Origin of the sequence: Kitasatospora sp. SUK 42, assembly GCF_015776785.2 — a bacterium.
In the GTDB taxonomy this organism is placed as follows: Bacteria; Actinomycetota; Actinomycetes; order Streptomycetales; family Streptomycetaceae; genus Kitasatospora.
Genome location: NZ_LFMD02000003.1, coordinates 280,829 through 306,813, shown reverse-complemented (window position 1 = coordinate 306,813; position 25,985 = coordinate 280,829). Strand labels below are relative to the sequence as shown.

Annotated in this window: 27 protein-coding genes; 16 read left to right on the top strand and 11 right to left on the bottom strand. The window is 72.9% G+C overall.

Features of this window, described 5'->3' with window-relative positions; genetic code table 11:
• Window positions 1-27: 27 nt before the first annotated feature.
• From RZ50_RS11015 to RZ50_RS11005, 3 genes are all read right to left on the bottom strand, one after another.
• Entirely contained in the window at window positions 28-1,233 is a 1,206-nt protein-coding gene (locus RZ50_RS11015; protein WP_196949869.1) for a cytochrome P450, read from the bottom strand.
• Between the two features lie 201 nt (window positions 1,234-1,434).
• Window positions 1,435-2,133, bottom strand: coding sequence for a response regulator transcription factor (locus RZ50_RS11010; protein ID WP_196949868.1), 699 nt, complete (start codon window positions 2,131-2,133; stop codon window positions 1,435-1,437).
• Entirely contained in the window at window positions 2,130-2,960 is an 831-nt protein-coding gene (locus RZ50_RS11005) for a histidine kinase (protein WP_196949867.1), read from the bottom strand. The genes RZ50_RS11010 and RZ50_RS11005 overlap by 4 nt, the downstream gene beginning before the upstream one ends.
• 139 nt (window positions 2,961-3,099) lie before the next feature.
• Between RZ50_RS11005 and RZ50_RS11000 the strand changes: the two genes are divergently transcribed.
• The 6 genes from RZ50_RS11000 to RZ50_RS10975 all read left to right on the top strand — a co-directional run bounded on the left by RZ50_RS11000 (window position 3,100) and on the right by RZ50_RS10975 (window position 10,833).
• On the top strand, window positions 3,100-3,825 hold the full coding sequence (locus tag RZ50_RS11000) for an ABC transporter ATP-binding protein (RefSeq protein WP_196949866.1): 726 nt from the start codon (window positions 3,100-3,102) through the stop codon (window positions 3,823-3,825).
• Window positions 3,822-6,134, top strand: a complete 2,313-nt coding sequence (locus tag RZ50_RS10995) for an FtsX-like permease family protein (protein ID WP_196949865.1) — start codon at window positions 3,822-3,824, stop codon at window positions 6,132-6,134. The genes RZ50_RS11000 and RZ50_RS10995 overlap by 4 nt, the downstream gene beginning before the upstream one ends.
• Before the next feature lie 143 nt (window positions 6,135-6,277).
• A complete protein-coding gene (hemC, locus tag RZ50_RS10990) occupies window positions 6,278-7,213 on the top strand; it encodes a hydroxymethylbilane synthase (protein ID WP_196949864.1) in 936 nt (311 codons plus the stop codon).
• 198 nt (window positions 7,214-7,411) lie between these two features.
• Window positions 7,412-9,346, top strand: coding sequence for a serine/threonine-protein kinase (locus RZ50_RS10985; RefSeq protein ID WP_196949863.1), 1,935 nt, complete (start codon window positions 7,412-7,414; stop codon window positions 9,344-9,346).
• Between the two features lie 64 nt (window positions 9,347-9,410).
• Window positions 9,411-9,944: a hypothetical protein gene (locus RZ50_RS10980; protein ID WP_196949862.1), complete on the top strand. Its 534-nt coding sequence runs from the start codon at window positions 9,411-9,413 to the stop codon at window positions 9,942-9,944.
• A 67-nt stretch (window positions 9,945-10,011) separates the two neighbouring features.
• On the top strand, window positions 10,012-10,833 hold the full coding sequence (locus RZ50_RS10975) for a hypothetical protein (RefSeq protein ID WP_196949861.1): 822 nt from the start codon (window positions 10,012-10,014) through the stop codon (window positions 10,831-10,833).
• 1 nt (window position 10,834) lies between these two features.
• On the opposite strand, the gene RZ50_RS10970 is transcribed toward RZ50_RS10975, so the two are convergent.
• The gene (locus RZ50_RS10970; protein WP_308271585.1) at window positions 10,835-11,353 is read right to left on the bottom strand and encodes a winged helix-turn-helix domain-containing protein; all 519 of its coding nucleotides are present in this window, start codon (window positions 11,351-11,353) and stop codon (window positions 10,835-10,837) included.
• A 10-nt stretch (window positions 11,354-11,363) separates the two neighbouring features.
• Between RZ50_RS10970 and def the strand changes: the two genes are divergently transcribed.
• The 4 genes from def to RZ50_RS10950 all read left to right on the top strand — a co-directional run bounded on the left by def (window position 11,364) and on the right by RZ50_RS10950 (window position 14,163).
• A complete protein-coding gene (gene def / locus RZ50_RS10965) occupies window positions 11,364-12,011 on the top strand; it encodes a peptide deformylase (RefSeq protein ID WP_196949897.1) in 648 nt (215 codons plus the stop codon).
• A 35-nt stretch (window positions 12,012-12,046) separates the two neighbouring features.
• Window positions 12,047-12,703 (top strand): class I SAM-dependent methyltransferase, encoded by a 657-nt coding sequence (locus RZ50_RS10960; protein WP_196949859.1) that lies wholly within the window; start codon window positions 12,047-12,049, stop codon window positions 12,701-12,703.
• Between the two features lie 106 nt (window positions 12,704-12,809).
• Window positions 12,810-13,415 (top strand): TetR/AcrR family transcriptional regulator, encoded by a 606-nt coding sequence (locus RZ50_RS10955; RefSeq protein ID WP_196949858.1) that lies wholly within the window; start codon window positions 12,810-12,812, stop codon window positions 13,413-13,415.
• Window positions 13,416-13,527: 112 nt separating this feature from the next.
• The gene (locus tag RZ50_RS10950; protein WP_217680485.1) at window positions 13,528-14,163 is read left to right on the top strand and encodes a cysteine hydrolase family protein; all 636 of its coding nucleotides are present in this window, start codon (window positions 13,528-13,530) and stop codon (window positions 14,161-14,163) included.
• 196 nt (window positions 14,164-14,359) lie between these two features.
• Here the strand turns inward: RZ50_RS10950 and RZ50_RS30110 are convergent, their stop codons facing one another.
• The 4 genes from RZ50_RS30110 to RZ50_RS10930 form a co-directional block, all read right to left on the bottom strand.
• Complete coding sequence (locus RZ50_RS30110; RefSeq protein WP_308271583.1) at window positions 14,360-16,576, bottom strand: tetratricopeptide repeat protein; 2,217 nt, start codon at window positions 16,574-16,576, stop codon at window positions 14,360-14,362.
• A 26-nt stretch (window positions 16,577-16,602) separates the two neighbouring features.
• Window positions 16,603-17,088 (bottom strand): hypothetical protein, encoded by a 486-nt coding sequence (locus tag RZ50_RS10940; protein ID WP_196949856.1) that lies wholly within the window; start codon window positions 17,086-17,088, stop codon window positions 16,603-16,605.
• 258 nt (window positions 17,089-17,346) lie between these two features.
• Window positions 17,347-17,685, bottom strand: a complete 339-nt coding sequence (locus RZ50_RS10935) for a hypothetical protein (protein ID WP_196949855.1) — start codon at window positions 17,683-17,685, stop codon at window positions 17,347-17,349.
• A 163-nt stretch (window positions 17,686-17,848) separates the two neighbouring features.
• The gene (locus RZ50_RS10930; protein WP_196949854.1) at window positions 17,849-18,490 is read right to left on the bottom strand and encodes a CGNR zinc finger domain-containing protein; all 642 of its coding nucleotides are present in this window, start codon (window positions 18,488-18,490) and stop codon (window positions 17,849-17,851) included.
• Window positions 18,491-18,594: 104 nt separating this feature from the next.
• On the opposite strand from RZ50_RS10930, the gene RZ50_RS10925 reads away from it, so the two are divergent.
• The 3 genes from RZ50_RS10925 (at window position 18,595) to RZ50_RS10915 (ending at window position 22,236) form a co-directional block, all read left to right on the top strand.
• Complete coding sequence (locus RZ50_RS10925) at window positions 18,595-19,491, top strand: arginase family protein (protein WP_196949853.1); 897 nt, start codon at window positions 18,595-18,597, stop codon at window positions 19,489-19,491.
• A gap of 172 nt (window positions 19,492-19,663) precedes the next feature.
• Window positions 19,664-19,978, top strand: a complete 315-nt coding sequence (locus tag RZ50_RS10920; RefSeq protein WP_196949852.1) for a hypothetical protein — start codon at window positions 19,664-19,666, stop codon at window positions 19,976-19,978.
• Between the two features lie 17 nt (window positions 19,979-19,995).
• Window positions 19,996-22,236: an SAM-dependent methyltransferase gene (locus tag RZ50_RS10915; protein WP_196949851.1), complete on the top strand. Its 2,241-nt coding sequence runs from the start codon at window positions 19,996-19,998 to the stop codon at window positions 22,234-22,236.
• Here RZ50_RS10915 and RZ50_RS10910 read toward each other — a convergent pair.
• From RZ50_RS10910 to RZ50_RS10900, 3 genes are all read right to left on the bottom strand, one after another.
• Complete coding sequence (locus tag RZ50_RS10910; RefSeq protein ID WP_196949850.1) at window positions 22,218-22,478, bottom strand: DUF397 domain-containing protein; 261 nt, start codon at window positions 22,476-22,478, stop codon at window positions 22,218-22,220. The genes RZ50_RS10915 and RZ50_RS10910 overlap by 19 nt on opposite strands.
• A 65-nt stretch (window positions 22,479-22,543) precedes the next feature.
• Window positions 22,544-22,732: a DUF397 domain-containing protein gene (locus RZ50_RS10905; protein ID WP_196949849.1), complete on the bottom strand. Its 189-nt coding sequence runs from the start codon at window positions 22,730-22,732 to the stop codon at window positions 22,544-22,546.
• On the bottom strand, window positions 22,729-23,613 hold the full coding sequence (locus RZ50_RS10900; RefSeq protein WP_196949848.1) for a helix-turn-helix transcriptional regulator: 885 nt from the start codon (window positions 23,611-23,613) through the stop codon (window positions 22,729-22,731). The genes RZ50_RS10905 and RZ50_RS10900 overlap by 4 nt, the downstream gene beginning before the upstream one ends.
• Window positions 23,614-23,721: 108 nt before the next feature.
• On the opposite strand from RZ50_RS10900, the gene RZ50_RS10895 reads away from it, so the two are divergent.
• The 3 genes from RZ50_RS10895 to RZ50_RS10885 all read left to right on the top strand — a co-directional run bounded on the left by RZ50_RS10895 (window position 23,722) and on the right by RZ50_RS10885 (window position 25,980).
• The gene (locus tag RZ50_RS10895; RefSeq protein WP_217680483.1) at window positions 23,722-24,183 is read left to right on the top strand and encodes an ATP-binding protein; all 462 of its coding nucleotides are present in this window, start codon (window positions 23,722-23,724) and stop codon (window positions 24,181-24,183) included.
• Between the two features lie 101 nt (window positions 24,184-24,284).
• Window positions 24,285-24,818 (top strand): NUDIX domain-containing protein, encoded by a 534-nt coding sequence (locus RZ50_RS10890; RefSeq protein ID WP_196947268.1) that lies wholly within the window; start codon window positions 24,285-24,287, stop codon window positions 24,816-24,818.
• 58 nt (window positions 24,819-24,876) lie between these two features.
• A complete protein-coding gene (locus RZ50_RS10885; protein ID WP_254802447.1) occupies window positions 24,877-25,980 on the top strand; it encodes a serine hydrolase domain-containing protein in 1,104 nt (367 codons plus the stop codon).
• The last annotated feature ends 5 nt before the right edge of the window (window positions 25,981-25,985 follow it).

The following is a 25,985-nucleotide window of genomic DNA, read 5'->3' as shown; positions in this document are numbered from 1 at the left end:
GCGGGCGCCGTGCGGCGGCGCGGGAGGTCACCAGGCGAGCGGCAGCGTGCGGGGGAAGCGCCAGATCGAGCCGGAGTTCCAGTCGAGTTCGGAGGGGTCGACGGCCAGGCGCAGCCGGGGGAAGCGCCGCAGCAGCGTGCCGATGGCGACCTGGAGTTCCATCCGGGCCAGGTGTGAGCCGAGGCAGTGGTGCTGGCCGTGGCCGAAGGTCATGTGGGTGGGGGTGCCGCGGTCGAGGTCCAGCTCGTCGGGGCGGTCGTAGACCGAAGGGTCCCGGTTGGCGGTCAGGTAGGAGACGTGCACGGCCTCGCCGGCCCGGATCAGCACGCCGCCCAGCTCGACGTCCTCGATGGCGACCCTGGCGATGCCCACGCCCTGGCGGAACGGGATGAAGCGCAGCAGTTCCTCCAGCGCGCGCGGCAGCATGTCCGGTTGGGCGCGCAGCTTGGCGAGCTGTTCGGGGTGGGTGAGCAGGGTGTAGGTGATGTTGCTGAGCTGGTAGGTGCTGGTGTCGTGGCCGGTGACCAGCAGCACCATGGCCATGACGGCCAACTCCTGGTCGTCCAGCAGTTCGTCGCCGTCGCGGGCGGTGGCGAGCGAGCTGACCAGGTCCTCGCCGGGGTCCGCGCGGCGGGCGGCGGTGAGCCTGGTGAAGTAGGTGCGCAGGCCGGCCTTGGCCTCCTCCTGGGTCGCGCGGCTGTCCGGGCCCATCCGCATCATGGCGACGGCCCAGGTGCGCAGCCGGGGGCGGTCCTGCTCGGGGATGCCCAGCAGTTCGCAGATGGTGGTGAGCGGGAGGCGGCTGGAGAGGAAGTGCACGAGGTCCGCGGGGGAGCCGTGTTCGGCCATCTCGTCCAGGTAGCCGTCGACGATCCGCTGGGTGGCCGTGCGCATCCGCTCGACCTGGCGGTTGGTGAAGCCCTGGGCGACCAGTCGGCGCAGCCGGTTGTGGGCGGGCGGGTCCATCAGGTTGATGGCCTCGGCCTGGGCGATCGCGGCGGGCGTCATCCGGGGCAGGTCGCGGCCGATGCCGGCGGCGCGGCTGAACCGGCGGTCGGTGGTGACCACCTTGACGTCCTCGTAGCGGGTGGCCAGCCAGGCCTCGCCCTCGCCGTGCGGCAGTCGGATCTTCGCGATCGGGGCCTCGGTGAGCAGCCGCTTGAGGAGGGGGTCGAACTCCAGGCCGTCGGTGTGGTGGAAGGGGCAGTCCCACACGGGGGTGGTGGTGGTCACGGGCCTGTCCAATTGTCCTCGTCGTGCCGGGTGGTGGCGCCCGAACGGCTTCTCCGATCAACGGTTGCTCCGATCCGGGCGCGGACATGCAGATGTTCCCCCATGGGCTGGCAAAAATGTGAATCCTGAGAGTGGTTCGCTCTAACGAGTGAGATAGCTGATTGTCATGCGAATTATCGTGACGGGGAGGGGAGTTGGTGTTCAGCGTTCCGAGGCGGGCGTGACCAGACCGGTCTCGTAGGCGAGCACCACCGCCTGGGCCCGGTCGCGCAGGTTCAACTTGGCGAAGATCCGGGCGACGTGGGTCTTCACCGTGGACTCGCTGAGGGTCAGTTCGCCCGCCAACTCGGTGTTGGACAGGCCGCGTCCGAGCAGGCTGAGCACCTCCGCCTCGCGCGGGGTGAGCGGGGCGAGGTCGCGGTGCAGCCGCGACGGTTCGTCGCCGGAGGGGTGCGGGGCGCCGGCCGCGAACCGCTCGACCAGGCGGCGGGTGATCGAGGGCGCGAGCAGGGCGTCGCCGGTGTCCACCAGGCGTACGGCGGCGGCGAGATGGGCCGAGGTGACGTCCTTGAGCAGGAAGCCGCTCGCCCCCGCGGACAGCGCCGCGTAGACGTACTGGTCGAGGTCGAAGGTGGTCAGCATGATCACCCGGCAGCCGGGGGCCTGGGCCAGGATCCGGCGGGCCGCCTCCAGGCCGTCCATGACGGGCATCCGGATGTCCAGCAGGGCCACGTCGGGCCGGTGCAGTACGGCGGCGGCCACCGCCTCGGCGCCGTCCGCGGCCTCGGCGACCACGTCGATGCCGCGCGCGGTGAGGATCATCCGGAAGCCGGTGCGGACCAGCTCCTGGTCGTCGGCGATCACCACCCGGGGGCGGCGTGCCTCTTCGGGGGCGTTCACGGCCGGTCCAGCGGGATGCGGGCGCGCACCCGGTAGCCGCCGCCGAGCCGGCGCCGGGCGTCCAGGTCCCCGCCGTACACCGCGACCCGCTCGCGCAGGCCGATCAGCCCGCGCCCCGCGCCGTCCGCCCGCTTCGGCGTGGGGGTGGACGAGCCGGAGAGCACGCTCGGCCCGCTGTTCAGCACCTCCACCCGCAGGTAGTGGTCCGCGTACCGCACCGTCACCTCCGCCGTCACCCCGTCCCCGTGTTTGAGCGCGTTGGTCAGCGCCTCCTGGATGATCCGGTACGCCGTCACGTCGACGCCGCCGGGCAGCGGCCTCGGCTCGCCGGAGATCCGGACCTCGACCGGCAGTCCGGCGAAGGCGAACCGGTCGATCAGCGGGCTCAGCCGGCTCAGGCTCGGCTGCGGCGAGAAGCCCTCCTGCTCCGGCTCCTCGGAGCCGTCCGCGGCCGGGGCGAGCAGGCCCAGCAGGTGCCGCAGCTCGGTCATCGTGTCCCGCCCGGCCGCCTCGACCGCGCCCATCGCGGCCGCCGCCTCCTCCGGCATGGTGGCCAGCACCTCGCGCGCGGCCCCGGCCTGGACGACCATCAGGCTCACGTTGTGGCTCACGATGTCGTGCAGCTCGGCCGCGATCCGCGCCCGTTCGGCGTCCACCGCGGTACGGGCGGCGCTCTCCCGCTCCCGTTCCAGCAGCCAGCCGCGCTCGCCGATGGCCTCGCGGTGCAGCCGCCGGGCCCGGGCGAGGGCCACGCCCAGCCAGCCGGCGCCCGCGCAGGCCGCACCCGCCACCGCGAGCGCGATCCAGTCCGTTTCCGTTCCCCACACCCCGTCAGCCTCCCAGGCCGGTGCTTGATCCACATCATCCGGGGGTGCCGCCCCCGTACATCTCCGGTACTACGGCCACCTGCGGTTACACCCGGGGTGGGACGTCCGGCCGGGGCGGCCGCGCCTACCGTCGTCCACCATGAGCAACGACCACGACGGGACCACCCGGCCGGACGACGCGCAGGTCGTCGTCGAGCTGTCCGGGGTGCACAAGGAGTTCGGCGACGCCAAGGCGCTGGACGGCGTCGACCTGCGGATCCGGGCGGGCGAGGCGGTCGCCGTGATGGGCCCCTCGGGGTGCGGCAAGTCCACCCTGCTGAACATGGTGGCCGGGCTGGACCGGCCCACCTCCGGCACCGTCCGGGTGCAGGGGCAGGACCTCGGGCAGCTGAACGAGAGCGGGCTGGCCCTCTTCCGCCGCCGCCACGTCGGCATGATCTTCCAGTTCTTCAACCTGATCGACGACCTCCCGGCCCTCGACAACGTCGCCCTGGCCGCCCAGCTGACCGGCACCAGCGCCAAGCAGGCCCGCCGCCGGGCGCTGGAGCTGCTCGACGAGCTGGGGGTGGCGCACCGCAAGGACGTCTACCCGGCCACCCTCAGCGGCGGCGAGCGCCAACGGGTCGCGGTGGCCCGGGCCCTGATGAACCGCCCGGCGCTGCTGCTCGCGGACGAACCGACCGGCGCGCTGGACAGCCGCTCGGGCGAGCAGGTGATGGACCTGTTGATCGACCTCAACCAGATCGGGCAGACCCTGCTGATCGTCACCCACGACCCCAACCTGGCCACCCGCTGCGCCAGCCGGCTGGTCGAGGTCGCGGACGGCAGGGTGGCGCGCGAGCGGATGCTGGAGACCCAGTCGTGAATGGTGGAGCCGTCTGGCGGGCCTCCCGGGGGGCCGTGAAGCGCCGCAGGGTGCAGACCATCGTGATCGGCCTGGTCGTCTTCTGCTCCACCGCGACCGTGCTGCTCGCCCTCGCGGTGATCAGCGCCGCCCGGGCCCCCTTCGACACCGCCTTCGAGGCCGAGCACGGCGCGCACGTCACCGCCGGCTTCGACCCGGCCAGGGCCTCGGCGGAGCAACTGGCCGCGACCGCCCACCGACCGGGCGTCGAGGCGGCCGCCGGGCCCTTCGACCAGACCGTGGTGACGATCCCCACCGACTGGATCGGCCACGCGCCGGGCCCGCTGACCCTGACCGGCAGGCCCGATCCGGCGGCCGCGCCGGTGGACCGGGTGACGGTGCTGGCGGGCCGCTGGGCCACCGCGCCCGGCGAGGTGGTCGTCGCCACCCCGGGGGGCGCCGCGGAGAGGTTCCTCGGCTCGTCGATCATCACCAACACCGGGCTGAAGCTCACCGTCGTCGGCTTCGCGACCGACATGAGCCAGTCCTCCGGCGGCTGGGTCACCCCCGAGCAGATGGCCGCCCTGCACCCCACCGCCCGGCAGATGCTCTACCGCTTCACCGACGCCGACACCGAGCAGCAGCTCACCGCCTCGCTCGGCGCCGCCACCGAGGGCCTGCCCCAGGACGCCGTCGCCAGCGCCCAGTCCTACCTGGTGCTCAAGCAGGCCTTCTCGGCGGGCGCGGACGCCTACCTGCCGCTGATGACGGTCTTCGGCGTGCTCGGTCTGATCGTCGCCGCGCTGATCGTCGGCAACGTGGTGAGCGGGGCGGTGGTCTCCGGCTACCGGCACATCGGGGTGCTGAAGTCGATCGGCTTCACCCCGCGCCAGGTGGTCACGGTCTACCTGACCATGGTCTCGGTGCCCGCGGTCGTCGGCACCGTCCTCGGGACGGCCGCCGGCTGGGTGGCCGCGTACCCGATCCTGGAGACCGCCTTCACCGGGATCTCCACCGGCACCGCCGTGATCGAGCCGGCCGGCTGGCTGCCCGTCGCCACCCTGCTCGGCGTCCCGCTGCTGGTCGCCCTCGCCGCCCTCGTCCCCGCCTCGCGCGCCCACCGGTTCTCCGCCGCCCAGGCGATCTCGGCCGGCAGCGCGCCGCGCACCGGGCGCGGGCTGAAGGTCCAGCGCTGGCTCAGCGGCACCCGACTGCCGCGCGCCGTCAGCCTCGGCCTCGGCCAGCCCTTCGCCCGCCCCGCCCGTACGGCGCTGACCATGGCGGCGATCACGCTCGGCGTGGTCACCGTGACGGTGACGACCGGGGTGACCGGCACCCTGGCCAAGTCCTTCGTCCCGCCCGACCGCAACACCCACATCGACGTGCTGACCGCCAAGTTCGCGGAGAAGAAGATCGAGCCCCGGCTGACCCCGGAGCAGACCGAGGCGATGCTGCACGCCACCCCCGGCGCCGAGCGGGTCTCCGTCCGAGGGCTCGTGCGGGTCGGCCTGGTCGGCCAGCCCCAGCTCGTCTTCGCCAACTTCTACGGCGGCGACGACATGGTCGACCACCAGCGGCTCCGGGTGGTCGAGGGCCGCCCGGCGACCGGGCTGGGCGAGATCGAGGCCGGGCCCGCCTTCCTCGACCAGCACGGCGTCAAGCTCGGCGACCGGCTCACCCTCGTCCTGGACGGCCGGCAGACCACCGTCACCATCGTCGGCAAGGAGCTCCAGGGCAACGCCAACGCGATCTCCTCCAACGCCGCCACCCGCGCCCTGCTCACCCCCGACCCGCACGTGGTCGAGTACGACGTGCGGCTCGCCCAGGGCACCGACGCCGCGGCCTACCAGAAGGCGATCACGGACGCGGACCCGAGCCTGACGCCCTCGATCGTCGCGCCGAGCACGGAAGGGAGCGTCGTCGCGATCCAGAGCTTCAGCACGACCTTCACCGTCCTGCTGTCGGTGGTCGCCGCGCTCGGCGTCTTCAACACCCTGCTGCTCACCATCCGCGAACGCCGCCGCGACCTCGGCATGCTGAAGGCGATCGGGATGACGCCCCGGCAGGTCGTCGCGATGACGATCACCTCGGTGGCCTGGCAGGGCGTGCTCAGCGGGATCATCGGCATCCCGCTCGGGATCCTGACGCACCGGCTGATCATCGAGCACGTCCGGATCATCGCCTTCACGGAGGGGATGATCGACGTCTGGGGTGCCCCGCTGCTCGCCGCCCTCGCCCTCGCGGGCGTCGCGATCGCCGTCCTCGGCGCGCTCGTCCCGGCCCGCTCGGCGGCCCGGCTGCCGATCGCCGAGGTGCTGCACAACGAGTGAGCCCGAAGTCGAGGGCGGCGGACGGCCGGTCGGACACCCCGACCGGCCGTCCGTGTTGTCCGAGCTTGCCGTATCGTCCGCCGCGCCCGCCGCATGGCTGACGCCTGCTCAGGACCGGGTGTTCGAGCGCCTATCATCGCGCCATGGCCACCGCTGAGCTGATCCGCATCGTCTCCCGCTCCTCACCCATGGCACTCGCCCAGGTCGACCGGGTCCGCGCCGAACTCGCCGCCCTGCACCCGGAGTTGCGCACCGAGGTGGTGCCGGTCACCACCTCGGGTGACCGCTGGACCGGCGATCTCGCCGCACTGGGCGGCAAGGGCGCGTTCACCAAGGAGGTCGACGCGGCGCTGCTCGCCGGGGAGGCCGACGTCGCCGTGCACTGCCTCAAGGACGTCCCCGCCGACCGCCCGCTGCCCGCCGGCACCGTCTTCGCCGCCTACCTGCGCCGCGACGACATCCGCGACGCCCTCGTCCACCCCGGCGGCCTGACCCTGGCGGAGCTCCCGCCCGGCACCCGGATCGGTACCTCCTCCGTCCGCCGCATCGCCCAACTCGCCTCCACCCACCCGCACCTGGAGTGCGTGCCGATCCGCGGCAACGCCAACAGCCGGCTCGCCAAGCTGGCCGCCGGGGAGGCCGACGCCCTGCTGCTCGCCGTCTCCGGGCTGGAGCGGATCGGCGAGCAGGGCCGTATCACCGAGATCCTCGGCATCGGGGCGATGTGCCCGCCGATCGGCGCCGGCATCCTCGTCCTCCAGTGCCGCGAGGACGACACCGCGACCATCGAGGCCGTCACCGGCCTCGGCCACCACGACACCTGGCGCGAGGCGGCGGCCGAACGGATGTTCCTGCACGTGCTGCAGGGCCACTGCAACAGCCCGATCGCCGGCTACGCCGAGGCCGAGGCGGACGGCCGCCTCTCCCTGCGCGGCCGGGTCTTCACCCCCGACGGCAAGCGGGTGCTGGACGCCCACGAGTGGGCGGGCGCGCTCAGCCCCGAGGACCTCGGCACCTCGGTGGCCCTGGCCCTCAAACGGCAGGGTGCGCAGGAGCTGATCTCCTCGATCCCGCACTGACTCGATCCCGCACTGAGACGTGAAGCCGGGGCGGGGCCGGGTGATCTCTTTGCCTTCGTGAACTGTTCCGCCGCGCCCGCTGCTGACATGATTCGGGGAGCGCGGCAAGGCAGCTGACGTTGGCTCAATCAGCAGCGGATCAGGCGGCGTTGAGCGAAAAAAGACGGAACGGGCACGCCGGGGGTGGACGTGGAACCGTTGAGACCCACCGATCCGACGACGGTCGGCGGCCGCTACCGGCTGCTGGCCCGGCTCGGCAGCGGCGGGATGGGGGTCGTGTACCTGGGCCGCTCGCCCGGCGGGCGGCTGGTCGCGGTCAAGTGCGTGCACTGGGACCTCGCCACCGACCCACGGTTCCGGCTCCGCTTCACCCAGGAGCTGGAGGCCGCCCGGCGCGTCGGCGGCTTCCACACCGCGCAGGTCGTCGACGCCGACCCGGACGGCGATCCGCCCTGGCTGGTCACCGCCTACATCCCGGGCCCGTCCCTGGAGGCGGCCGTGGCCACCCACGGCCCGCTGCCCGAACCGGTGCTGCGGGTGCTCGGCGCCGGGCTGGCCGAGGCGCTGGAGGCGATCCACGCCGTCGGGCTGGTCCACCGGGACCTCAAGCCCTCGAACGTCCTGCTCAGCGACGACGGGCCGAGGGTCATCGACTTCGGCATCGCCCGCGCCCTGGACGGCGCCTCCATCACCCGCACCCAGACCGTCATCGGCACCCCCGGCTACATGGCCCCCGAGCAGATCGCGGGCGAGCCGGTCGGCCCGGCCTGCGACCTGTTCAGCCTCGGCCGGGTGCTCTGCCACGCCTCCGGGAGCGACCCGTACGGGGGCGGCAACCCGCAGGTGCTGCTCTACCGGATCATGCACACCGAGCCGGACCTCACCGGCGTGCCCGAGGCACTGCGCCCGATCGTCGCGGACTGTCTGGCCCGTCGACCGGAGGATCGGCCCACGCCCGCCCAACTGCTGGCCCGGCTCGGGCCGCCCGCGTACGACGGGCCCACCGGCTCCTGGCTGCCGGAGGGGCTGCGGGCCGCGCCGGCGGTGCCGGAGGCGCCGCTGGTGGCTCCCGCGGGGCCCGTTCCCGCCGGTCCCGTTGCTGTCGGTCCCGTTCCCGCCGGTCCCGTTGCTGTCGGTCCCGTTCCCGTCGGTCCCGTTTCCTTCGGGCCCGTGGCGGACGGTCGCGTGCCCGCCACCAGGGTGCCGACCGTGCTGGCCGGGGACCCGTACGGCGCGGGCGGCTGGGCGCGGACCGAGCCCTCGGAGGCGGCGGAGGCCCGTCGGCGCAAGGCGCGGCGGCTGTGGGTGCTGGTGCCGAGCCTGCTGGCGCTGGTCGCGGTGGCCGTGCTGGTGCCGCTGTACCTGACCCGCGACCGGGGCGCCTCCGGCCTGGACAACGGTGGTTTCGTGGTCGCCAAGGACGACGGCAGTCCGCCCGACTGCGTGACCGGCGGGACCAGTGGCGGGGTCGGCGGCGCCAACCCCAGCCAGGGCCCGCCCGCGACCGTGCCCGACGGCACGCCGCACGCGCCCGGCCTGCTCACCCCGGGGGACCGGGACACGCTGACGCTGGGCCGGTCCCTGGTGCTCAGCTGGGACAAGACCGGCCCGGTGACCAGGGTGTTCACCAAGCTCCGCAACGATCCCTGGAAGGCCTCCGGCTGGCTCGTCTCGGCGAACTGCACCTTCAAGCCGACCGAGGCCGGGGTCTACCAGTGGGCCGTGGTCTCCTCCAACACCTCCACCGGCGGCGTCGCCAGCGGCTGGAGCACCGTGCGCTACCTGAACGTCCAGCCGGACGGCGTGACCGCCAACCCGGTCAAGCCCGCGCCCTCGGCCCCGCTGCTGGTGGCCCCCGCCGACCAGGCGGTGGTCCGCGCCGGGCAACCCGTCACGCTCAGCTGGGCCTCCTCCGGCACCAACTCCACGGTGAGCGTGCTGCCGCCGGGCTCCCGCGACTGGGACCTCCTGCCCTGGCAGTCCGGCCTGAGCACGACCTACACCCCGACCGCGCCCGGCACGTACATCTGGGTCGTGTACACCTCGGGCCCGGGGAACTGCACCGGCGGCCCCGTCGCCGGCAGTGACTGCGTGAGCGGGGCGAGCGAGCAGCGGTACCTGATCGTGCGGTGACGGGCGGTCACGCCCGTGGGCGCTTGTTCAGAACCGGCCGGGTGTTCGGGGCGTCCGTTGAGGCGTGATCAGTGCGTTGCTCGGCGGGATGCCGATGTTCTGGCCCGGGCTGCTGCTCTCGCTGGTGCCGGCGGCCCTGCTGAACCGGCCGGTGGGGCGGCTGCTGCGGGCCCACTGGGTGGTGGGCTTCGTGCTGCTGCTCGGGCTCGGCGGGGTGGTGGTGGCGACGCTGCTGCCGGAGGCGTTCGAGCTGTCGGAGGACGCCGTGCGGCACTGCACGGTGGCGGGCGGGCGGCCGCGCTCGCCGCACGAGCTGCTGCACGTACGGCACATCGAGCTCAAGCTGGCGACCTACGCCCCGGTGGGCTTCGCGGCCGCGCTGGCCGGGACGCGGCGGCGAAGGGCGGTGGCGCTGGCGGCCGCCGCCGTGCTCCCCTTCGCAGTGTCGGCGTTGCAGTACGCGGTGCCGGCGATCGGGCGGGACTGCGACGTGCAGGACGTGTGGGACGGCGTCCAGGGCGTCGCGCTGGGCGCGGCCCTGGGACTGGCGGCCGGCCCGGCGGTACGGGCGGTGCGGTCGAGGTCGCGCGCGGTGTGAACCGGGCCTTCGGATCCTGCGTGCGACGGGCCTCCCGGCCCTCTCCGCAATGGCCTAGGCTGCCGCCATGACGGGGCCTTTCGAATGCGGCGCGATGCTGGTCCGGCTGCTGGACCACCGTGGGCTCGGTGTGCCGGAACTCGCCGACCGCGCCGGGGTGATGGCGCCGGACCTCCGGGCGGTGCTTGCCGGGGCGTCCCCGGACGCGGAGCTCCTCCGGTGGCTCGCCACCGCGTTGGGGCTGCACGCCGTCGACCTGTTCGTCCTCGCCGGGGTGCCCGTCCCGGACGACCTGCTGCCGTGGGACGCCGCGGCCGCGCGGTGGGCGTCGGACATCGTGCAGGACGGGGTGCACCTCCCGGCGGCGGGTCGGCAGGTGCTCCTGGAGGTCATCCGTTCACTGCCGCGGGAGGAGCGGGATCCCGACCCGGAGCCGGCGCAGGTCAGACCGCTCTCGGACGGTCCGGGCGGGAGGGTCATCGGCATGACCCGTTGCCGGAACCTTCGCCTGCCGGGCTTGGCGCAGGCTCTCGCGGTGGTGACGCCGAGCTGTCTGGCGGCGTCCACCTACGGCCGGATCGGCGACGGAGGCAAGGACCTGACGCCACGCCTGGTCATGGACTTCGCCGCCCTGCTGGGGATCGACGCCCTCGACCTCTCCGCGCTGACGGGCGTCGCGCTGCCCGAGCCGCCCCCGCCGGCGGCGCCGGAGGCCGTGGACGCCGCGGCGCTGCTGTGGGAGGCGCGACGCCTGTCGGCCGCGCAGGCGAAGCTCGTCGCGGAGCTGGCGCGCGCGATGCGGCCGGCACCCCGCAACTGCTACCAGCTCAACCTGTCGGGGAGCGACGCTTTCCGCCCCCTGATCCACACACAGGCCTCGGCGGTGTGAACTACCCGTCGAGCAGCGGGAACAGGCGCGCCACGGCCGCGACCGGGCGGGCGCCGGCGGGGCGGGCGGCCGGGTCGGCCTCGCGGGAGAGGTAGCGGGCGAGGAGTCGGCGGATCTCCTCGCCGACGGCGGCGAGTTCGGCCGGGGTCAGGTGGACGACGGCGCTGAACGCCTCGTCCTGCTGCCACTCGACCGGGGCCTCGGCGCGCCGGGCGAGCCAGCGCTGGTAGCTCTCGTCCTCCAGGTCGCGTGCGAGGTCGCCGAACCCGTCTGCCGTTGCCTCCTGTTGGGGCTGGGGGAGTCGCCACGGCCGGGCGCGGCCGTCGAGCGCCGGGGCCTCCTCGATCAGCCCGTGCCGGGCCAGCTGCCGCAGGTGGAACGAGCACAGGCCGGAGCTGTAGCCGAGCCGGGCGGCCGCCTCGGTGGAGGTGAGGGTGCCGCGCTCGGCGAGCAGCTCCAGCAGCGCGGTGCGGACGGCGTGCTCGGGGAGGGCGCCGCTTCTGACGAGGTCTTCGGTCACTTTGCAAAGTCTGCTACTTTGCAAAGTTGACAGCAAATCCATTGAGGGAGCACCCGTGTCCGAGCTGCGCGACCGTCCGACCGTCCTGCGGATCACCGAGGTGGGGGAGGAGATCCTCCGCCGCACCTGCCGCACGGCGACGGAGGAGGACTTCGGCAGCGAGCGCCTGGCCCGGCTCATCGATTCCATGTTCGCCACCATGTACGTCGCCGACGGCTGCGGCCTCGCCGCCAACCAGGTGGACGTGGACCTGTGCCTGTTCGTCTACGACTGCACCGACGAGGAGGGCGTCCGGCACGTCGGCCACGTGCTGAACCCGGTGGTCGAGGAGCAGGAGCCCGGCCGCCGCCTGATCGAGGACACCGAGGGCTGCCTCTCCGTGCCCGGAGCCAACACCCAACTCGCCCGCCCGGCCCGCGCGGTGGTGCGCGGCGTCGACCAGCACGGCGAGCCGGTCGTGATCGAGGGCGCCGGCTACTTCGCCCGCTGCCTCCAGCACGAGACCGACCACCTCAACGGCGGGCTCTACATCGACCGGCTCTCCGCCCGCGACCGCAGGCGGATGATGAAGCAGACCGCCGACCGCCGCGAGAAGGTCTTCGCCGAGCGCGCCGCCAAGGCCGCCAAGGCCGCGAAGCTCGCCGGCGCCGAACGCTGACGCCGAGCGCTGACGCCGGACGCTAGGGTGGCGCGGTGACCGAGCCCGCGCACCTCGCCGCCGTCCGGGAGTCGTACGACACCGTCGCCACCGACTACCTCCGCCTGGTCGTCCCGCCGGAGGGCATGGATCCCGTCTCACGGGCGATGCTCGCCGCCTTCGCCGAGCTGGTGCGGGAGTCGGGCGGCGGCGAGGTCGCCGACCTCGGCTGCGGGCCGGGGCGGGTGACGGCGTACCTGTCCACCCTGGGGCTGTCGGCCTTCGGCGTGGACGTGTCGGGCGAGATGGTCGCCCTCGCCCGTCGGGCCTACCCTCAACTGCGCTTCCTGCGCGGCTCGATGGCCGCGCTCGACCTGCCGGACGGCGCGCTCGGCGGCATCCTCGCCTGGTACTCCGTCCACCACACTCCGGCCGACCGACTCCCGCAACTCTTCGCCGAGTTCGCCCGCGTACTGGCCCCCGGTGGGCACCTGCTGCTCGGCGGCCACGCCGGCGAGGCCCAACTGCTGCGCCCGGCCCGGGCGTACGGCCACCCGGTGTCGTACGCCTCGCACCTGGTCCCGGCGGGGCGCCTCGTCGAACTCGTCGAGGAGGCCGGGTTCACCGTCATGGCCCGGCTCGAACAGCCGAACCCGCAGCGGGGGGATCGATCCTACGTGTGCGTTCTGGCGTCCGCCGCAGGGGGCGGCTGACCGTTCCGGCGCGGAGGTCGGTGCTCCCGGGTGGCCGGACGGCTCTCCCGGGAGGCCGGGCGGCCCGATTCCAACCGGCGGGTTGGTGGCTTCGTATGCTGGATGCATGGCATGGGATACCGCGAAGACCAAGAGGCTGTTGCTCGACGCCGCCGTGGACGAGTTCGCCGCGTACGGGCCCGAGGGTGCCCGGATCGACCGCATCGCGGCCGCGGCCGGGGTCAACAAGGAGCGGATCTACCCGTACTTCGGCGGCAAGCGGCAGCTGTTCGCCGCGGTGATCCAGCGCGAGCTGGAACAGCTCGCCGCCGCCGTACCGATGGAGGAGGCGGACGGGCGGGCGGTGGATCTTCCGGAGTACGCGGGCCGGGTGTTCGACTACCACCACGACCATCCGCACCTGCTGCGCCTGCTGCAGTGGGAGGCCCTGTACGGCGATGCCGCCGCTCCGGTCGCGGGCGAGGAGCGGCGGGCCGCCCACTACGCCGAGAAGCTCGCCGCGGTCTCCCGCGCGCGCCGGGGGGAGGTGGATTCCGCGCGGGCAGGGGTGCCGCTCGCGCCCGAGGAGTTGTTGTACGCCGTCGTGGCGCTGGTCGGCTGGCAGTTCGCCGCGCCGCAGCTCGCCCGGATGATCCTCGGCGCTGCGGTGGACGAGGATCCGGCCGCCCGGCGCGCCGCCGTCGTGGACATGGTGCGCAGGCTCGCGCTCTGACCCGCCTCGGCCCCCATTTCCAACTGCTGGGTTGGAAATGGGGGCCGCTCGCGCTAGTGTCCAACTCGTCAGTTGGAGATTTTTCCGGACAAGGAGCCCCACCATGACGGTCATGTCCGCACGCCCGAACGCCGCCCTCGTCCTCATCGAGTTCCAGCGCGAGTGGCTCGACCCCGATCACGGCCGCCTCAACCACCTCGTCGAGGACCGCGGCCTGCTCGACACCGCCGTGCACGGCGCGGCCGCCGCACTGGCCGCCGCCCGCGCACACGGCGTCCCCGTCGTGCACGTGCCGCTCGTCCTCACCCCCGGCGCACCGGAACTGGAGAGCTGGACCCCGGCGCGGCTCGGCCTGCGCGCGGCGATCCCCAAGGCCGGCACCTGGATCCAGGGCAGCACCGGCGTCGAGTTCGCCGAAGCGTTCCAGCCCGCTCCCGGCGAACCGGTCGTGCGCGGCCGCGCGGGCGCCAGCGCCTTCGCCGGTTCCTCCGACTTCGACCTGATCCTGCGCCGCCTCGGGGTCACCGACCTGTACCTCGCGGGCTTCGCCACCCACGTCTGCGTCGAGTCCACCCTGCGCGAGGCCCACGACCGCGGATACACCGCCCACGTCATCCACGACGCCTGCGCGGCCTTCACCCGCGCCCAGCAGCAACACGTCCGCGAACACGTGATCCACCACTTCGGCGACGAGACCGACGCCGCCGCCTTCGCCGCCTCACTCGACGCCGTGACCACCGCACGATGACGGAGGGGAGTGCGCCGCGGCCGGAGACGGCCTGAAGGGGGAACGCGGATTCCCCGCCCGTCTCGGCGCGCCTCCCTGGGAAACCGCAGGACCGCCTCGAATTCCGCGAGGGGCACCTCCGCTGAGACTTCCCGGCATGGCGTTCTCAACCAGGGGACGGGGGGCGGTCGTCGGCGGCGAGGTGCGGTTCTGGTAGCTACTCGGCACCATCACCCCGAGCCTGCCCCTGCCAGTGGGCGAGGTTGTTCCGGATGACGACGGTTTTGACATGGTCCGGGCCCAGGACTCGCAGTGTGTCTGTCAGTAGGTCGGCGTACGCGGTGGCGGCGCCCGTCGGGTCCCCTGCCTCCCCCTGCCGGAAGGCGAGGTTGTTCCGGATGGTGAGGGTGTGGGGATGGTCCGGGCCCAGGACTCGCAGTGTGTCTGTCAGTAGGTCGGTGTATGCGGTGGCGGCGCCCGCCGCATCCCCCGCCTCCCCCAGCCAGTGGGCGAGATTGTCCCGGGTGCTGAGGGTGTGGGGATGGTCCGGGCCCAGGACTCGCAGTGCGTCTGTCAGTAGGTCGGCGTACGCGGTGGCGGCGCCCGCCGCATCCCCCGCCTCCCCCGGCCACCGGGCGAGGTTGATCCGGGCGGTGAGGGTGTCGACATGGTCCGGGCCCAGGACTCGCAGTGTGTCTGTCAGTAGGTCGGCGTATGCGGTGGCGGCGCCCGCCGGATCCCCTGCCGCCCCCAGCCAGTGGGCGAGGTTGTTCCGGGTGGTGAAGGTATGGGGATGGTCCGGGCCCAGGACCCGCAGCATGTCTGTCAGTAGGTCGGTGAGCGCGGTGGCGGCGCCCGCCGCATCCCCCGCCTCCCCGCGCCACCGGGCGAGATTGCCCCGGGCGGCGAGGGTGTCGACATGGTCCGGGCCCAGGTGGTGGGAAGCGCTGGTGGTGATATGGGCGAAGTGGTCGCGGGCTGCTACGACCTGGCCGATCTCGCCGAGGCTGTGGGCAGCCCGGTACAGCACTGCGTGCGCGTTGGGCTGGTACATCGAGTCCCCCGCGCAGTCGGCGAGGGTAGCGGTGTTGGCGCGCAAGGCCGCACAGAGGACCGTGTCGCGTTCAACCTCGGGCCACGCGGAGAGGAGCGCGTCAGCGGTCGTGCGGGCGAGGGCTTGGCGTTGGTCGGATGCCAGGGAGTCTCGGACGGCACGCTGGACGAGTTGGTGGACGCGGACCGCGGTGGCCGGGAGGTCGGGCGAGTGCTCGATGAGGCTGAGGCGACGAAGGGCGCTCAGGGCCGCTCGGGCTTCCGTCTCCGTCACCACCCGCTCGGGTGGCTGCTCCTCGGATCCGGCCGCCTCGCCGTCGCCCGGTCGGGCAGGGGGCCGTTGTCGGCCCAGGTGGGCGCGGGCCGGGCCGCTGGTGAGGACGGCATCGGGGATGCCGTTGGGGTCGAGGAAGGACACGAGGTGGAGCATCGGCCGGGCCAGTCCCTGCGGGCGGAGGGTGTCGGCGTGTTCGACCGACAGCGACCACGTGGCGGCGACGGTCACGGCCTGTTCGTCCGGCAGGCGGTCGGGGGCGGTGTCGCGCAGGACGGTGGTGCGGTCGGCGAGCAGGTGCCGGTAGGCGGCCGGGGTCATGCCGGTGTCGGAGAGCTCGGCGATGTAGGCGGCCGCCTGCGCGAGCGCCAGTGGGAGGTGGCCGAGGTCGTCGGCGAGCTGGTCCAACTCCTCGGCGGGGTGGGCGAGCCCGAACGGGTCGAGCACGCCCTTCAGGTAGGCGCGGGCCTCGGCGGGTGTGAAGACGTCGACGGGGATCAGCCGGCGGCCGCTGAGCAGGGCGGGATCCCGGCGGCGGGTCGTCACGAGTGTCCGGCCGGTCGGTGAGGCGGGTGGCCACAGTCCGGTCAGGTCGGCCGGGTCGGCGAGGTCGTCCAGTACGACCAGCCACCGGCAGGCGGGCGTGCCCGGCTTGGCCTCCAGCCAGGCCAGGAAGGCCTTCGCGGCGTGCTCCGGGTCCTCGGGCGCTGCCGAGCCGAACAGCTCGGCGGCGGCCCGGGCGTAGGCGTCGATGACTGCGGCCCTGGCGGCGGCGGTGACCCACACCAGCACGTCCACCTCGCGGCTCCGCATCGCGGTGCGGGCGTAGTGGGCGGCGAGCTGGCTCTTGCCGACCCCGCCCAGCCCCGCCAGGACACCCGCGGCCTGACCGAGCACGGCGGTGCCGCCTCCGGCCAGCGCCGCCGTGAGTCGGGCGGACTCGGCGCGGTCCTGGAAGTGGGCGGCCTGCGGGGGCAGGGTGCCGACCTGGTGCGGCCAGGCGGCCGGGGGCCTCGGCGCGGCATGTTGGTGGACCTGGCCGATCACACCGGCCGCGATGCCGCCGCCGGTCGCCGCGACGCCGAGCCCCGCCCCGGCCGCACTCACCGGGACGGATGAGGCACCGGGAACGGTCAGCCCCGGCCCGTCCCCGGCTGCGGAGGGTTTGCGGCCCCCAGCGTGACCGGCCCGTCGATCCGCACCGCCGCGACGGACCCGCCCTCGGCGTGGATCTCCACGGTGCCGCCGACGGCGATCCCGTCGCCGCTCGCGGACACCCCGCCCCCGCCGACCGCCCGTTCGGCGGCCTGCACTTCCTCCACCGCGGCCTTCAGGGCCGCCGCGAACTCCTCGTCCTTCTTCGCCGCGTTGTTGAGGCTCAGCGCCAGCCACTGACGGGTCTCGTCCGAAAGCTGCGCCCGGTCCTCGCCGGCCTCCTCGGCGACCTGCTCCAATGCCGGGTCCCCTCCGAGCTTGCGGCTCACCACGTCGTGCACGCGGTCCATCCCGGCCTCCAGCGCCCGGTCGACCTCCCCGTCCGCCCGTCCCGCGACCAGCCGCGCCTTCCGCACCGCCCACGCGAACACGTACCCAACCGCGATCTCAACGCCAGGAAACACCCGTGCCACCTTCAACCGGACCGGAAACCCACCCCCGACCGTACCCACAACCGGGCACTCGTGCAGGCCAGTTGAGACCACTTCCTGCCGGGCGACCCGAAGGCCGCCAACGTCGCGGCGCACGGCCCGGCCGGGCCGTGCGCACAGGGGGCGGAAACCCGACAGCTCGCGGTTGTACGGTTCCGGCCGGGAGGTGTCCTCACTCCGAGGCCTTGCCCGTGCCACCCACCCCCCACCAGCCGCGATCGCTGCCGCGCGCTATTCGGTGCAGTTGAAGCCCTCGACCGCACTGGGCGTTTCGGCGACGCCGGAGGGGAACTGGCCAAGGGCCGCGCAGGTGGCGGTGAGGTTGTCCGAACGGCGGACGATGGTGAAGGCCCCGGTGATCGGGCCGCTCGCGGGGGCGCCGCCGGAGGCCACGCAGTTGGTCACGCCGGTGGCGAGGCCGCCGGCGAGAGTGCCCTCGATGTCGTCGCAGGTGTAGGAGGGCCCGGCAGCGTGAGCGGGCGTGGCGGCCAGGACCGGTACGGCGGCGACCGCGAGAGCGGCGGCGATCGTGGCGGGGCGCAGACAGCGGCGGGCGAACGAACGGAACATGGTGCTTCCTTCTGGCGGACCGGCGGAGTGCCGGAGCGGGAGTCGAATGGGGGCGTGGTCGAAAAACCCGGCCCCGTCCGCAGTCTGTCCACGCACCGCACCCGCCGCCACCGGGCTGCGGCATTGGGAGGCGGGCGCTACGGCGCTCCGGTGGCTGACCGCCTCAACCGCCCTGTCGCTTCCGCTGGTAGTGGGCCCGGCCCTTGACGGAGTTCCCGCAGGTTCCCATGTCGCACCAGCGGCGGCGGCCGGCCCGGGAACTGTCGATGAACACCCAGCCGCAGCGCGGTCCGGGGCAGACGCGGGTGCGCTCCAGCGGCAGGGACCGGAGCAGGTCGTAGGCCCGCAGGGCGAGTTCGTGGTTGAGGTACTCAAGCCCCGAGGTCTCGACGCCGACTTGGAATTGCGGCGTCTGCCTGTGGACGGTGAGGCGGGCGTGGGCGGCGGCGCGCTTCCAGTGCTTCTCGACCTGGTCGACGGCCTCGGCGGGAGCGGTCGCGTCCTGGTGGATCAGTGCCGTGATGAGCGCGTGCAGGGCCTCGCGCAGTTCGCGGCTGTGGGCCAGGGCGATAGCGGCGCTGTCGGGTTCGGCCTCGGCGAGCCGCTGGAGGGCGGTGAGGTCGGCGGGGTCGAACTGGCCGGTGAGGGCGGCCCATTGCAGCAGGCGCGGGTAGCCGTCGAGCCAGTCGATCGACCCCGTCGGCTCCGCGTCACGAGCCGTGACCGTGTTGACCAGGTCGACGACGAGGTGCCCGCCGACCAGGTCGCGGGGTCTGAAGGTGTGCGCCTCGATGGTTCCCGTCATGCCTGACCGCCCTTCCCGCTCTTGCCTCACTCCGTCCAACCAGTGTACTGATGTTATCCGGTTGGAAACGGTGATCCCCGGCTGAAAGCTGAAAGGAGACGGCCATGGCTGCTGCCGCCGTCGAGCTCATCGCGGCCCCCTCGAACCTCGGCCTGCGCCCGCCCGTGCCAGGGCACGAGCCCGGTGCGTGGCGAGCACCGCAGGCGCTGCTGTCGGCGGGACTGGAGGCGCGGCTACAGCCCGCCCGGGTGGTCGAACTCGACCGCCCGCCCTACGACTTCGCAGCGCAGCCGCTCACCCGCATCCGCAACGGCATGACCATCCACGGGCACGCGCTGGAGCTCGGAGAGGCGGTACGAGCCGCCCTCGCCGCCTCCCGGTTCCCGGTCGTGCTGGGCGGCGACTGCAGCATCCTGCTGGGGTGCCTGCTGGGTGCCCGGCGCGACGGACGCTGCGGGCTGGTCCACCTCGACGGGCACAGCGACTTCCGGCACCCCGGCAACTCCGACGTCGCCACCTCCCCGTCCCTGGGCACGGCGGCCGGAATGGACCTGGCCCTGGCCACCGGCCGTGGAGAGCCGCTGCTCACCGAGTGGCCGGCGGTGGACGGGCCGCTGGTCGCGGACGAGGACGTCTGCCAGATCGGCGACCGGGAGAGCGAGGAGATCCCGCCGGTCACCCGGTTCACCGCCCAGGAGATCGAGCGGATCGGCATCGCCGAGCTGGGCGGGCAGGTCACCGCGTGGCTGGAGCGGCGCGGGCTGGACCGCGTCTGGCTGCACCTCGACCTCGACGTGCTCGACGAGCGCGTCCTGCCCGCGGTGGACACCCCGGGCAGCCCCGGGATGGACTTCCCCGAACTCGGCGCCCTCGTCTCGACCTTGGTCGGCACCGGCCGGGTGGTGGGGCTCGACATCGCCATCTACGACCCGGAACTCGACCCGGACGGCGTGTACGCCGCGCCCATCGTCGACTTCCTGACCTCCACCCTGGCCCGCTGAGTCGGCTCTGCCCCTGCGCCCAGGCGATCCCGACGAACGCGCCCCGCTCCCCGTTGGGCCCTGCGAAGTCGTCGGCATCGCTCCTAACCCCTGTCCAGCCGAACAGGGGTTCAGTAGCATGAACTCGCTTCCGCCCGTGGCATCGAGGGGACGAGTGACCGCCGTGAACGGTGTGACCGCAAGCAGCCTGGCCTTCGATGTCGTGGACATCGACGTGGACGTCGACCTCGCCCTGGACGCCGCCGGCGCCACGGACTTCCCGTTCCCGGAGGTTCCTCCCCGGTCGACCCTGGGGGTCGTCGACGCCGGCGCGCCGATCCTGATGCCGCCCACGCCGCAGGTCATTCAGACGTACGTCCAACTCGACTCGCCGGTCCTGATGGAGCCCGCGCCGCAGGTCATTCAGACGTACGTCCAACTCGACCCGCCGGTCCTGGTGGATCCCGTCCCGCCGCAGGTGACTCAGATGGTGATCGACGCCGTCTGACGCCCGCAGCCGCCCCCATGGACCAGAACCGCTACGAGCGCCCCTTCGACCGCTACCCCACCCGCCGCGAGCACGAGGCCCGTTGGGCCGAGCTGGCCCGCGCCCTCGCCGGGGCCGGGCCGCTGCCCCCGGGTGAATCATCGGCCCCCAAAGGCGAGTTGACGGTCCTCGGCTCCGGAATCGAGGCCGCCGGCTTCACCCGCGCCGACGAGCAGCTGATCCGCGAGGCCGACCACGTCTTCCACTGCGTGGCCGATCCGGCGACGGTCGTCCGCATCAACGCCTGGCGCCCCGACGCCTACGACCTCAGCGTCCTCTACGACGACGCCAAGGACCGCTACCTCACGTACGTTCAGATGACGGAAGCGGTGCTCCACTTCGTTCGCGCGGGCAGGCGCGTCGCGGCGGTCTTCTACGGCCACCCGGGCATCTTCGTCCTCTCCAGCCACCGCGCCGTCCGCATCGCCCGCCGCGAGGGCCACGCCGCCGTGATGCGCCCGGGCGTCAGCGCGTTGGACGTGCTCTGCGCCGACCTCGGCGTGGACCCGAGCAGCCCCGGCATGCAGACCTTCGAGGCCTCCGACCTGCTGATCCGGGACCGCCGGATCGACCCGGGCCTGCACCTGGTGCTCTGGCAGGTCGGCATCGTCGGCGAACTCGGCTACCAGCGCGCCGGGTTCAGCAACCGCCACCTGCCCGTCCTGCTGAACCGGCTGGAGGCGGTGTACGGCCCGGACCACACCGTGGTCAACTACATCGGCGCCCGCTACCGGGGCCTGGACCCGCTCACCGCCCACCACACCGTGGCCGAGCTGCGCGATCCGGCCGTGCAGCGCACCGTCACCAGCGCCTCCACCTGGTACATCGCCCCGGTCGAGGCCGCCCCTGCCGACCCGCAGGTGCTCGAACGCCTCGGTCTGCTCCAGCCCGGCCAGACCGTCCGCCCGCCGGACGGCCCGATGAGGGTCATCGACGACTACGGCCCGCGCGAACGCGAAGCCCTCGCCGGCTTCACCGACTTCCGCATCCCCGCCGGCTACCACTGGCAGCGGGACACGCCCGGCGCCCGCTTCGTCCTCGCCCTCGGTGAGGACGGCGCCCTGCGCGAGCGGTACGTACGGGAGCCGGCGGCGGCCGTGGCCGCGTGGGCGCCGCCGGAGCTCGGCGCGGCCGAACGCGCCCTGCTGGCCCGGCGGGAGGACCTGGCCGTGCAGGCCGTCGCCCGGGGCGTCGTCCACCGGCGGCCGACGCCGGAGGTGGCGCGGCGGCTGCGGACCCTGCTGACGCGCAAGGCGGAGGCCCGCAGGCTGGTGCGGGGCGAGGTGCCGGGCTGGCCCACGATCCGGCAGGACCTGGACACGGTCCTCGCCGGGGCGCTGTACCCGTGGACGGGCCTCTACGGCACGCCCGACGGTGAGCTCTCCGTCTACCTCCTCGGCCGCGCCACCTTCCCGCTCAAGCACCGGGCCTACGTCAACGGGCGGCGGATCGGTGAGGTGCGCTACGAGCACGGGGTGCTGAGCTGGCGCGGGGACGGAGAGGACGGCGGGGAGGGCGGTGGCGGCGAACTGCGCACGGAGTTCGGCCGGGACGGGCGCCGTCGGCTGATCGGCACCGTCCAGGGCCGCGAGGTGCGCCTCGCCGAGTACCTGCTGCCGGACGCGCCGCCGCTCGCCGACCTGGTCGGCGCCTACGAGGCGGAGGGCGTGCGGGTGGACGTCGCCCCGCCGCGCGTCCGGGTCACCGTGGACGGCGAGCCCGTGGCGGCGGCGGTCCTGGTCGGGTCGGCGGGCTTCGAGGTGGACGGCGTGACGGTGCCGTACGCGGAGGCGGTGGAAGCCGACAACGCGTGGCTGTACGGGTCGTACCGGCTTGGCGTGCCGGGCGGCGCGGAACTGCGGGTGGGGGAGGAGGGCGTCACGTTCGACGGACAGCCCCTCCCGAAGGCGGAGTTCAGTGGGCGCCGCCTGGTGTGGCGAGGTGGCCCGGAACGGCTGCCGGAGGCCGAACTCGCCTTCCTGCTCGATCCGATCACCCTGCACCCGATGCTGCACGGGACGCTGGTCGGCATGGTCCCGGTAGGGGAGGAAGAGGCCCGGCGCCTGGCAGCCCGCCCGCAGTACGGCATCCCGGCGGGCCCGTGGGCCCACCTCGTGGCACTGGCCGCCGAGGCGAGCCACGAGGGGGGCCTGTTCTGGTGGCACGGCTGGGAGCAGTCGGCCACCGCGCTACGGATGGTTCAACACGCGCTGCGGTAGGCGGGGTTGTAGGAGTTCGCCGAGGCGAACGCGACGAAGGCCTGCCAGGCGGTGGGGGAGAAGGTGAGGTGGGGGCCGGACTTGTCCTTGGAGTCGCGGACAAGGACGGCGGTGGTCGTCTCGGCGACCTCGACGCACTCGCCGCCTTCGTTGTTGCTGTAGCTGCTCTTGCGCCAGGCGATCTCGACGCAGGCGCCACCCTCGTTACCGCTGTAGCTGCTCTTGAACCAGGCAAGCTCCATGCTTCCTGACGGTACGCCAACGGCCCGCCGCCGGGAAGACGGTGGGCCGTTGAGGGGAGGTCGTCTCAGACCTCGGCAGTGGCGGCGAACGTCACGAACGCCTCCCACGCGGCCGGCTCGAAGGCCAGCTGGGGACCGCTCTTGTCCTTGGAGTCGCGCACGTGGACGACACCAGGCGTCTCGGCAACCTCGACACACTGGCCGCCTTCGTTGGTGCTGTAGCTGCTCTTGACCCACGCCAGCTTCGTGTTCATCGTTCTCCCAGCATCTTCTCGATCAAGGTCAGGGATTCCTCCGGCGTATGGGCCTGAGCCCTGAGAGCGCCGTAGCGTGCGTTCATGATACGGACTTCCTCCTGATCCGTAATCAGTCGACTGCTCTGTTGCGCCTCGATGTAGCCGGTCTGCGGCCGCCCCTTGGGGGTGATCAGGGTAAACGGGCCACCCAGCCCGGCGTGCGCGCCCCTGTTCAGCGGCATGACCTGGATGGCCATCCCTCGCATCTGTCCCACCGTCAGCAGATGGATCAGCTGTTCTTTGTGGACGTCCCAGCCACCCAGAGGCCGCAGGAGAATGCTCTCATCGATGACCCAGCTGAAGATCGCGCGCGGCCATCGCGTCAGGATTTCCTGCCGAGCGATCCTGGACGTTACCCGTTCCTCGATGACTTCTTCGGTCAGCAACGGCTGCCTCATCCCGTACAAAGCCCGCGCGTGCGCCTCGGTCTGCAAGAGGCCGGGGATCGCGTACATGCTGTGCTCGTGGATCTCGACCGCCACGGGTTCCAGTTCGACGTAGCCCCGGAACCAGGCCGGGTGCCGCACCCGGGCCTTGTTCCGCGCCCTCATCACGTCGTCCTTCGCGATGGCCAGCAGCCCACCCGCGTTGAGTTCTCTGTCCACTGCGATCAGGAACTCGGGCTGGGGGGTCCGCAGTCCGCGCTCCACCGCGCTGATCAGGTGTTCCCCGTAGCCGATGCGTTCGCCGAGTTCCTTCTGCGTCAGCCCGGCCTGCTCCCGCAGGAGCTTGATCTGCTTGCCGATCGCGCGGAAGAAGTCCGAGACCTCCCCCAAGTCCTCCGGGAGTTCCGTCCGCACGTCGTCATTGCCCGACCCGTTGCCGCTCGCCGCACCCATCGTGATCACCCTCCTGCGCCAGACGAAAGCCGTCCGCATCCATACAAGTACTCTCCGTGCTCGCGGAGTGCATGGTCAGCGTACGTCCGCGCCGCCACGCTTTTGCCCATGAAGTCCGAAACCCCCCTCGACAAACCGCGTTCCCACACCACCCTCCTCCACGCCACCCCCAAGGGCGCCGCCATCTGCCGACGCATCGCCAGGCGTCAACTCACCGCCTGGGGACTGAATTCGACGCACACCGAACCCTTCTACTCGGCGCTCCTGATCGTCGCCGAGCTCGCCGCGAACGCGATCATGCACGGACGCATTCCGGGGCGCGGGTTCGAGCTTCACCTCGCGCTCACCACCACCGTGCGCCGGGGCACGACCCTCCGCATCGAGATCTCGGACCCCCGGGGCGAACGTCTCCCCCTCCTCCCCAGCGTCCACACCCCCAACTCCCAGTCCGGGCGCGGCCTCGTCCTCATCAGCGCCCTCGCCGACCGCTGGGGCACCATCCCCCGCCACCCCAACGCCAAGACCGTCTGGGCCGAGCTCGACCTCGTCGCCACCCCCGATGCCCTCTGAACCCCGCCATAGCCGCCCACGCCCCACGTAACAACAAGAGGAGTGGGAAGTCGGCCCCACCGACTTCCCACTCCCTCCACCCGACGAACGGAGCAACCCCCATGACGAACAACGGGATTCATCAGAACGAAGAGGCCCGGCGCCGCCTCGGCTGCGTGGTGGTGACCACGCGCGCGGACACCGGCGCGGTACTGATGGTGCTGACCACGTACCGGGAGAAGCCGATCCTGCCCGGTGGCGCCGCGCACCCGAACGAGCTGATCGGTGCGGCCGCTGCACGGGAACTGCTGGAGGAACTCGGCCTGGTCCTCCCGCTCACCCACTTCATCGCGGTCGACCAGGTGGACGCCAACCGGCACTCGGGGGCGGTCGAGGGGATCAACGTCGTCCTCGACGGAGGCGAGCTGAGCGCCGAGGCGGCCGACGCCGTGACCGTCCCCGACACGGACGCGGCGCGGGAGGAGATCGCCGACGTGCTCTGGATCCTGCCCGCCGACCTCGACCGCGAGCTCGACCCCGCTCAGGCCGCCCGCGTGCGGCAGGCCCTCGCCGCCCGCGAGGCGGGCCACCGACTGCCCCTGCTGTTCAGGGGTGAGGATGTCAAGATCCCGCCGCCGGCACCGACTCCCGGGTGAACGGTGCCCACACGCGCCGCAGCCGAAGATCGAGAGGGCATGAAGGGGCATGGACATCATGCAGAAGCTTGTGCAGCAGGCCATTGACCAGCTGGTGGAGTCGGGTGCCGAGCTGGGCGTCCAGGTCGCGGTGTACCGGCACGGTGAGCTGGTGGTGGACGCGGTGGCGGGCGTCGCCGATCCGGAGAGTGCTCGTCCGGTCACCTCGGACACCCCGTTCTACAGCGCCTCCACCGGTAAGGGGGTGACCGCGACGGTGGTGCACGTCCTCGCGGAGCGCGGTGCCTTCGACTACGACACGCCGATCGTGGAGCTCTGGCCCGAGTTCGGCGCCCACGGCAAGGACGGGGCGAGCATCCGCCACGCGCTGACCCACTCCGTCGGCGTTCCGGCGGTGCCCTCCGACCTCACGGTGCGGGACCTGGCCGACTGGGACGGAATGTGTGCCCTGATCGCCGGCTCCGAGCCCTGGTGGGAGCCCGGGACCAGGACCGGCTACCACGCGGTGACCTGGGGTTTCGTGATGGGCGAGATCGTCCGCCGGGCCACCGGCAAGCCGATCTCGCACGTGCTGAGGCAGGAGGTGGCGGGTCCGCTGGGCATCGCCGACGAGCTGTTCTTCGGCGTTCCGGAGTCCGAGCTCGGCCGCCTCGCCCGACTTGAGGAGGCGCCCGGCAGCGCCGAGATGATGGCCGCGATGCCCGCCGACCTGCCGTTGTTCAGGGCCACGCCACCCGCCGTGACCCCCAGCGCCGCATACGGCAACGACCCCGTGGTGCTCACCTCGGACATCCCCTCGGGCGGCACGATGTCCGCCCGCGCGGTGGCCAGGATGTACGCCGCGCTGCTCGGTGAGGTGGACGGTGTCCGGCTGGTCCAGGACGAGCGGCTGCGCGAGGTCACGGCCCTGGCCACGGCCGATGTGGACCAGATGGTCGGTTTCCCGGTGCCGCGCGCACTGGGCTACAACCTCGGCCGGCCCGGAGCGGACCCGCAGCAGACGCTGAGCGTCTTCGGCATGCCCGGCATGGGAGGCAGCGCGGCGTACGCCGACACCGCGACCGGCATCGCCTTCGCACTGACCAGGAACCGGTTCTTCCCCGGCCCTTCCACCGCGGTCGACCGGATCGGCGAACTGGTCGCGAAGGCCGTCTCCGGCTGAGCCCC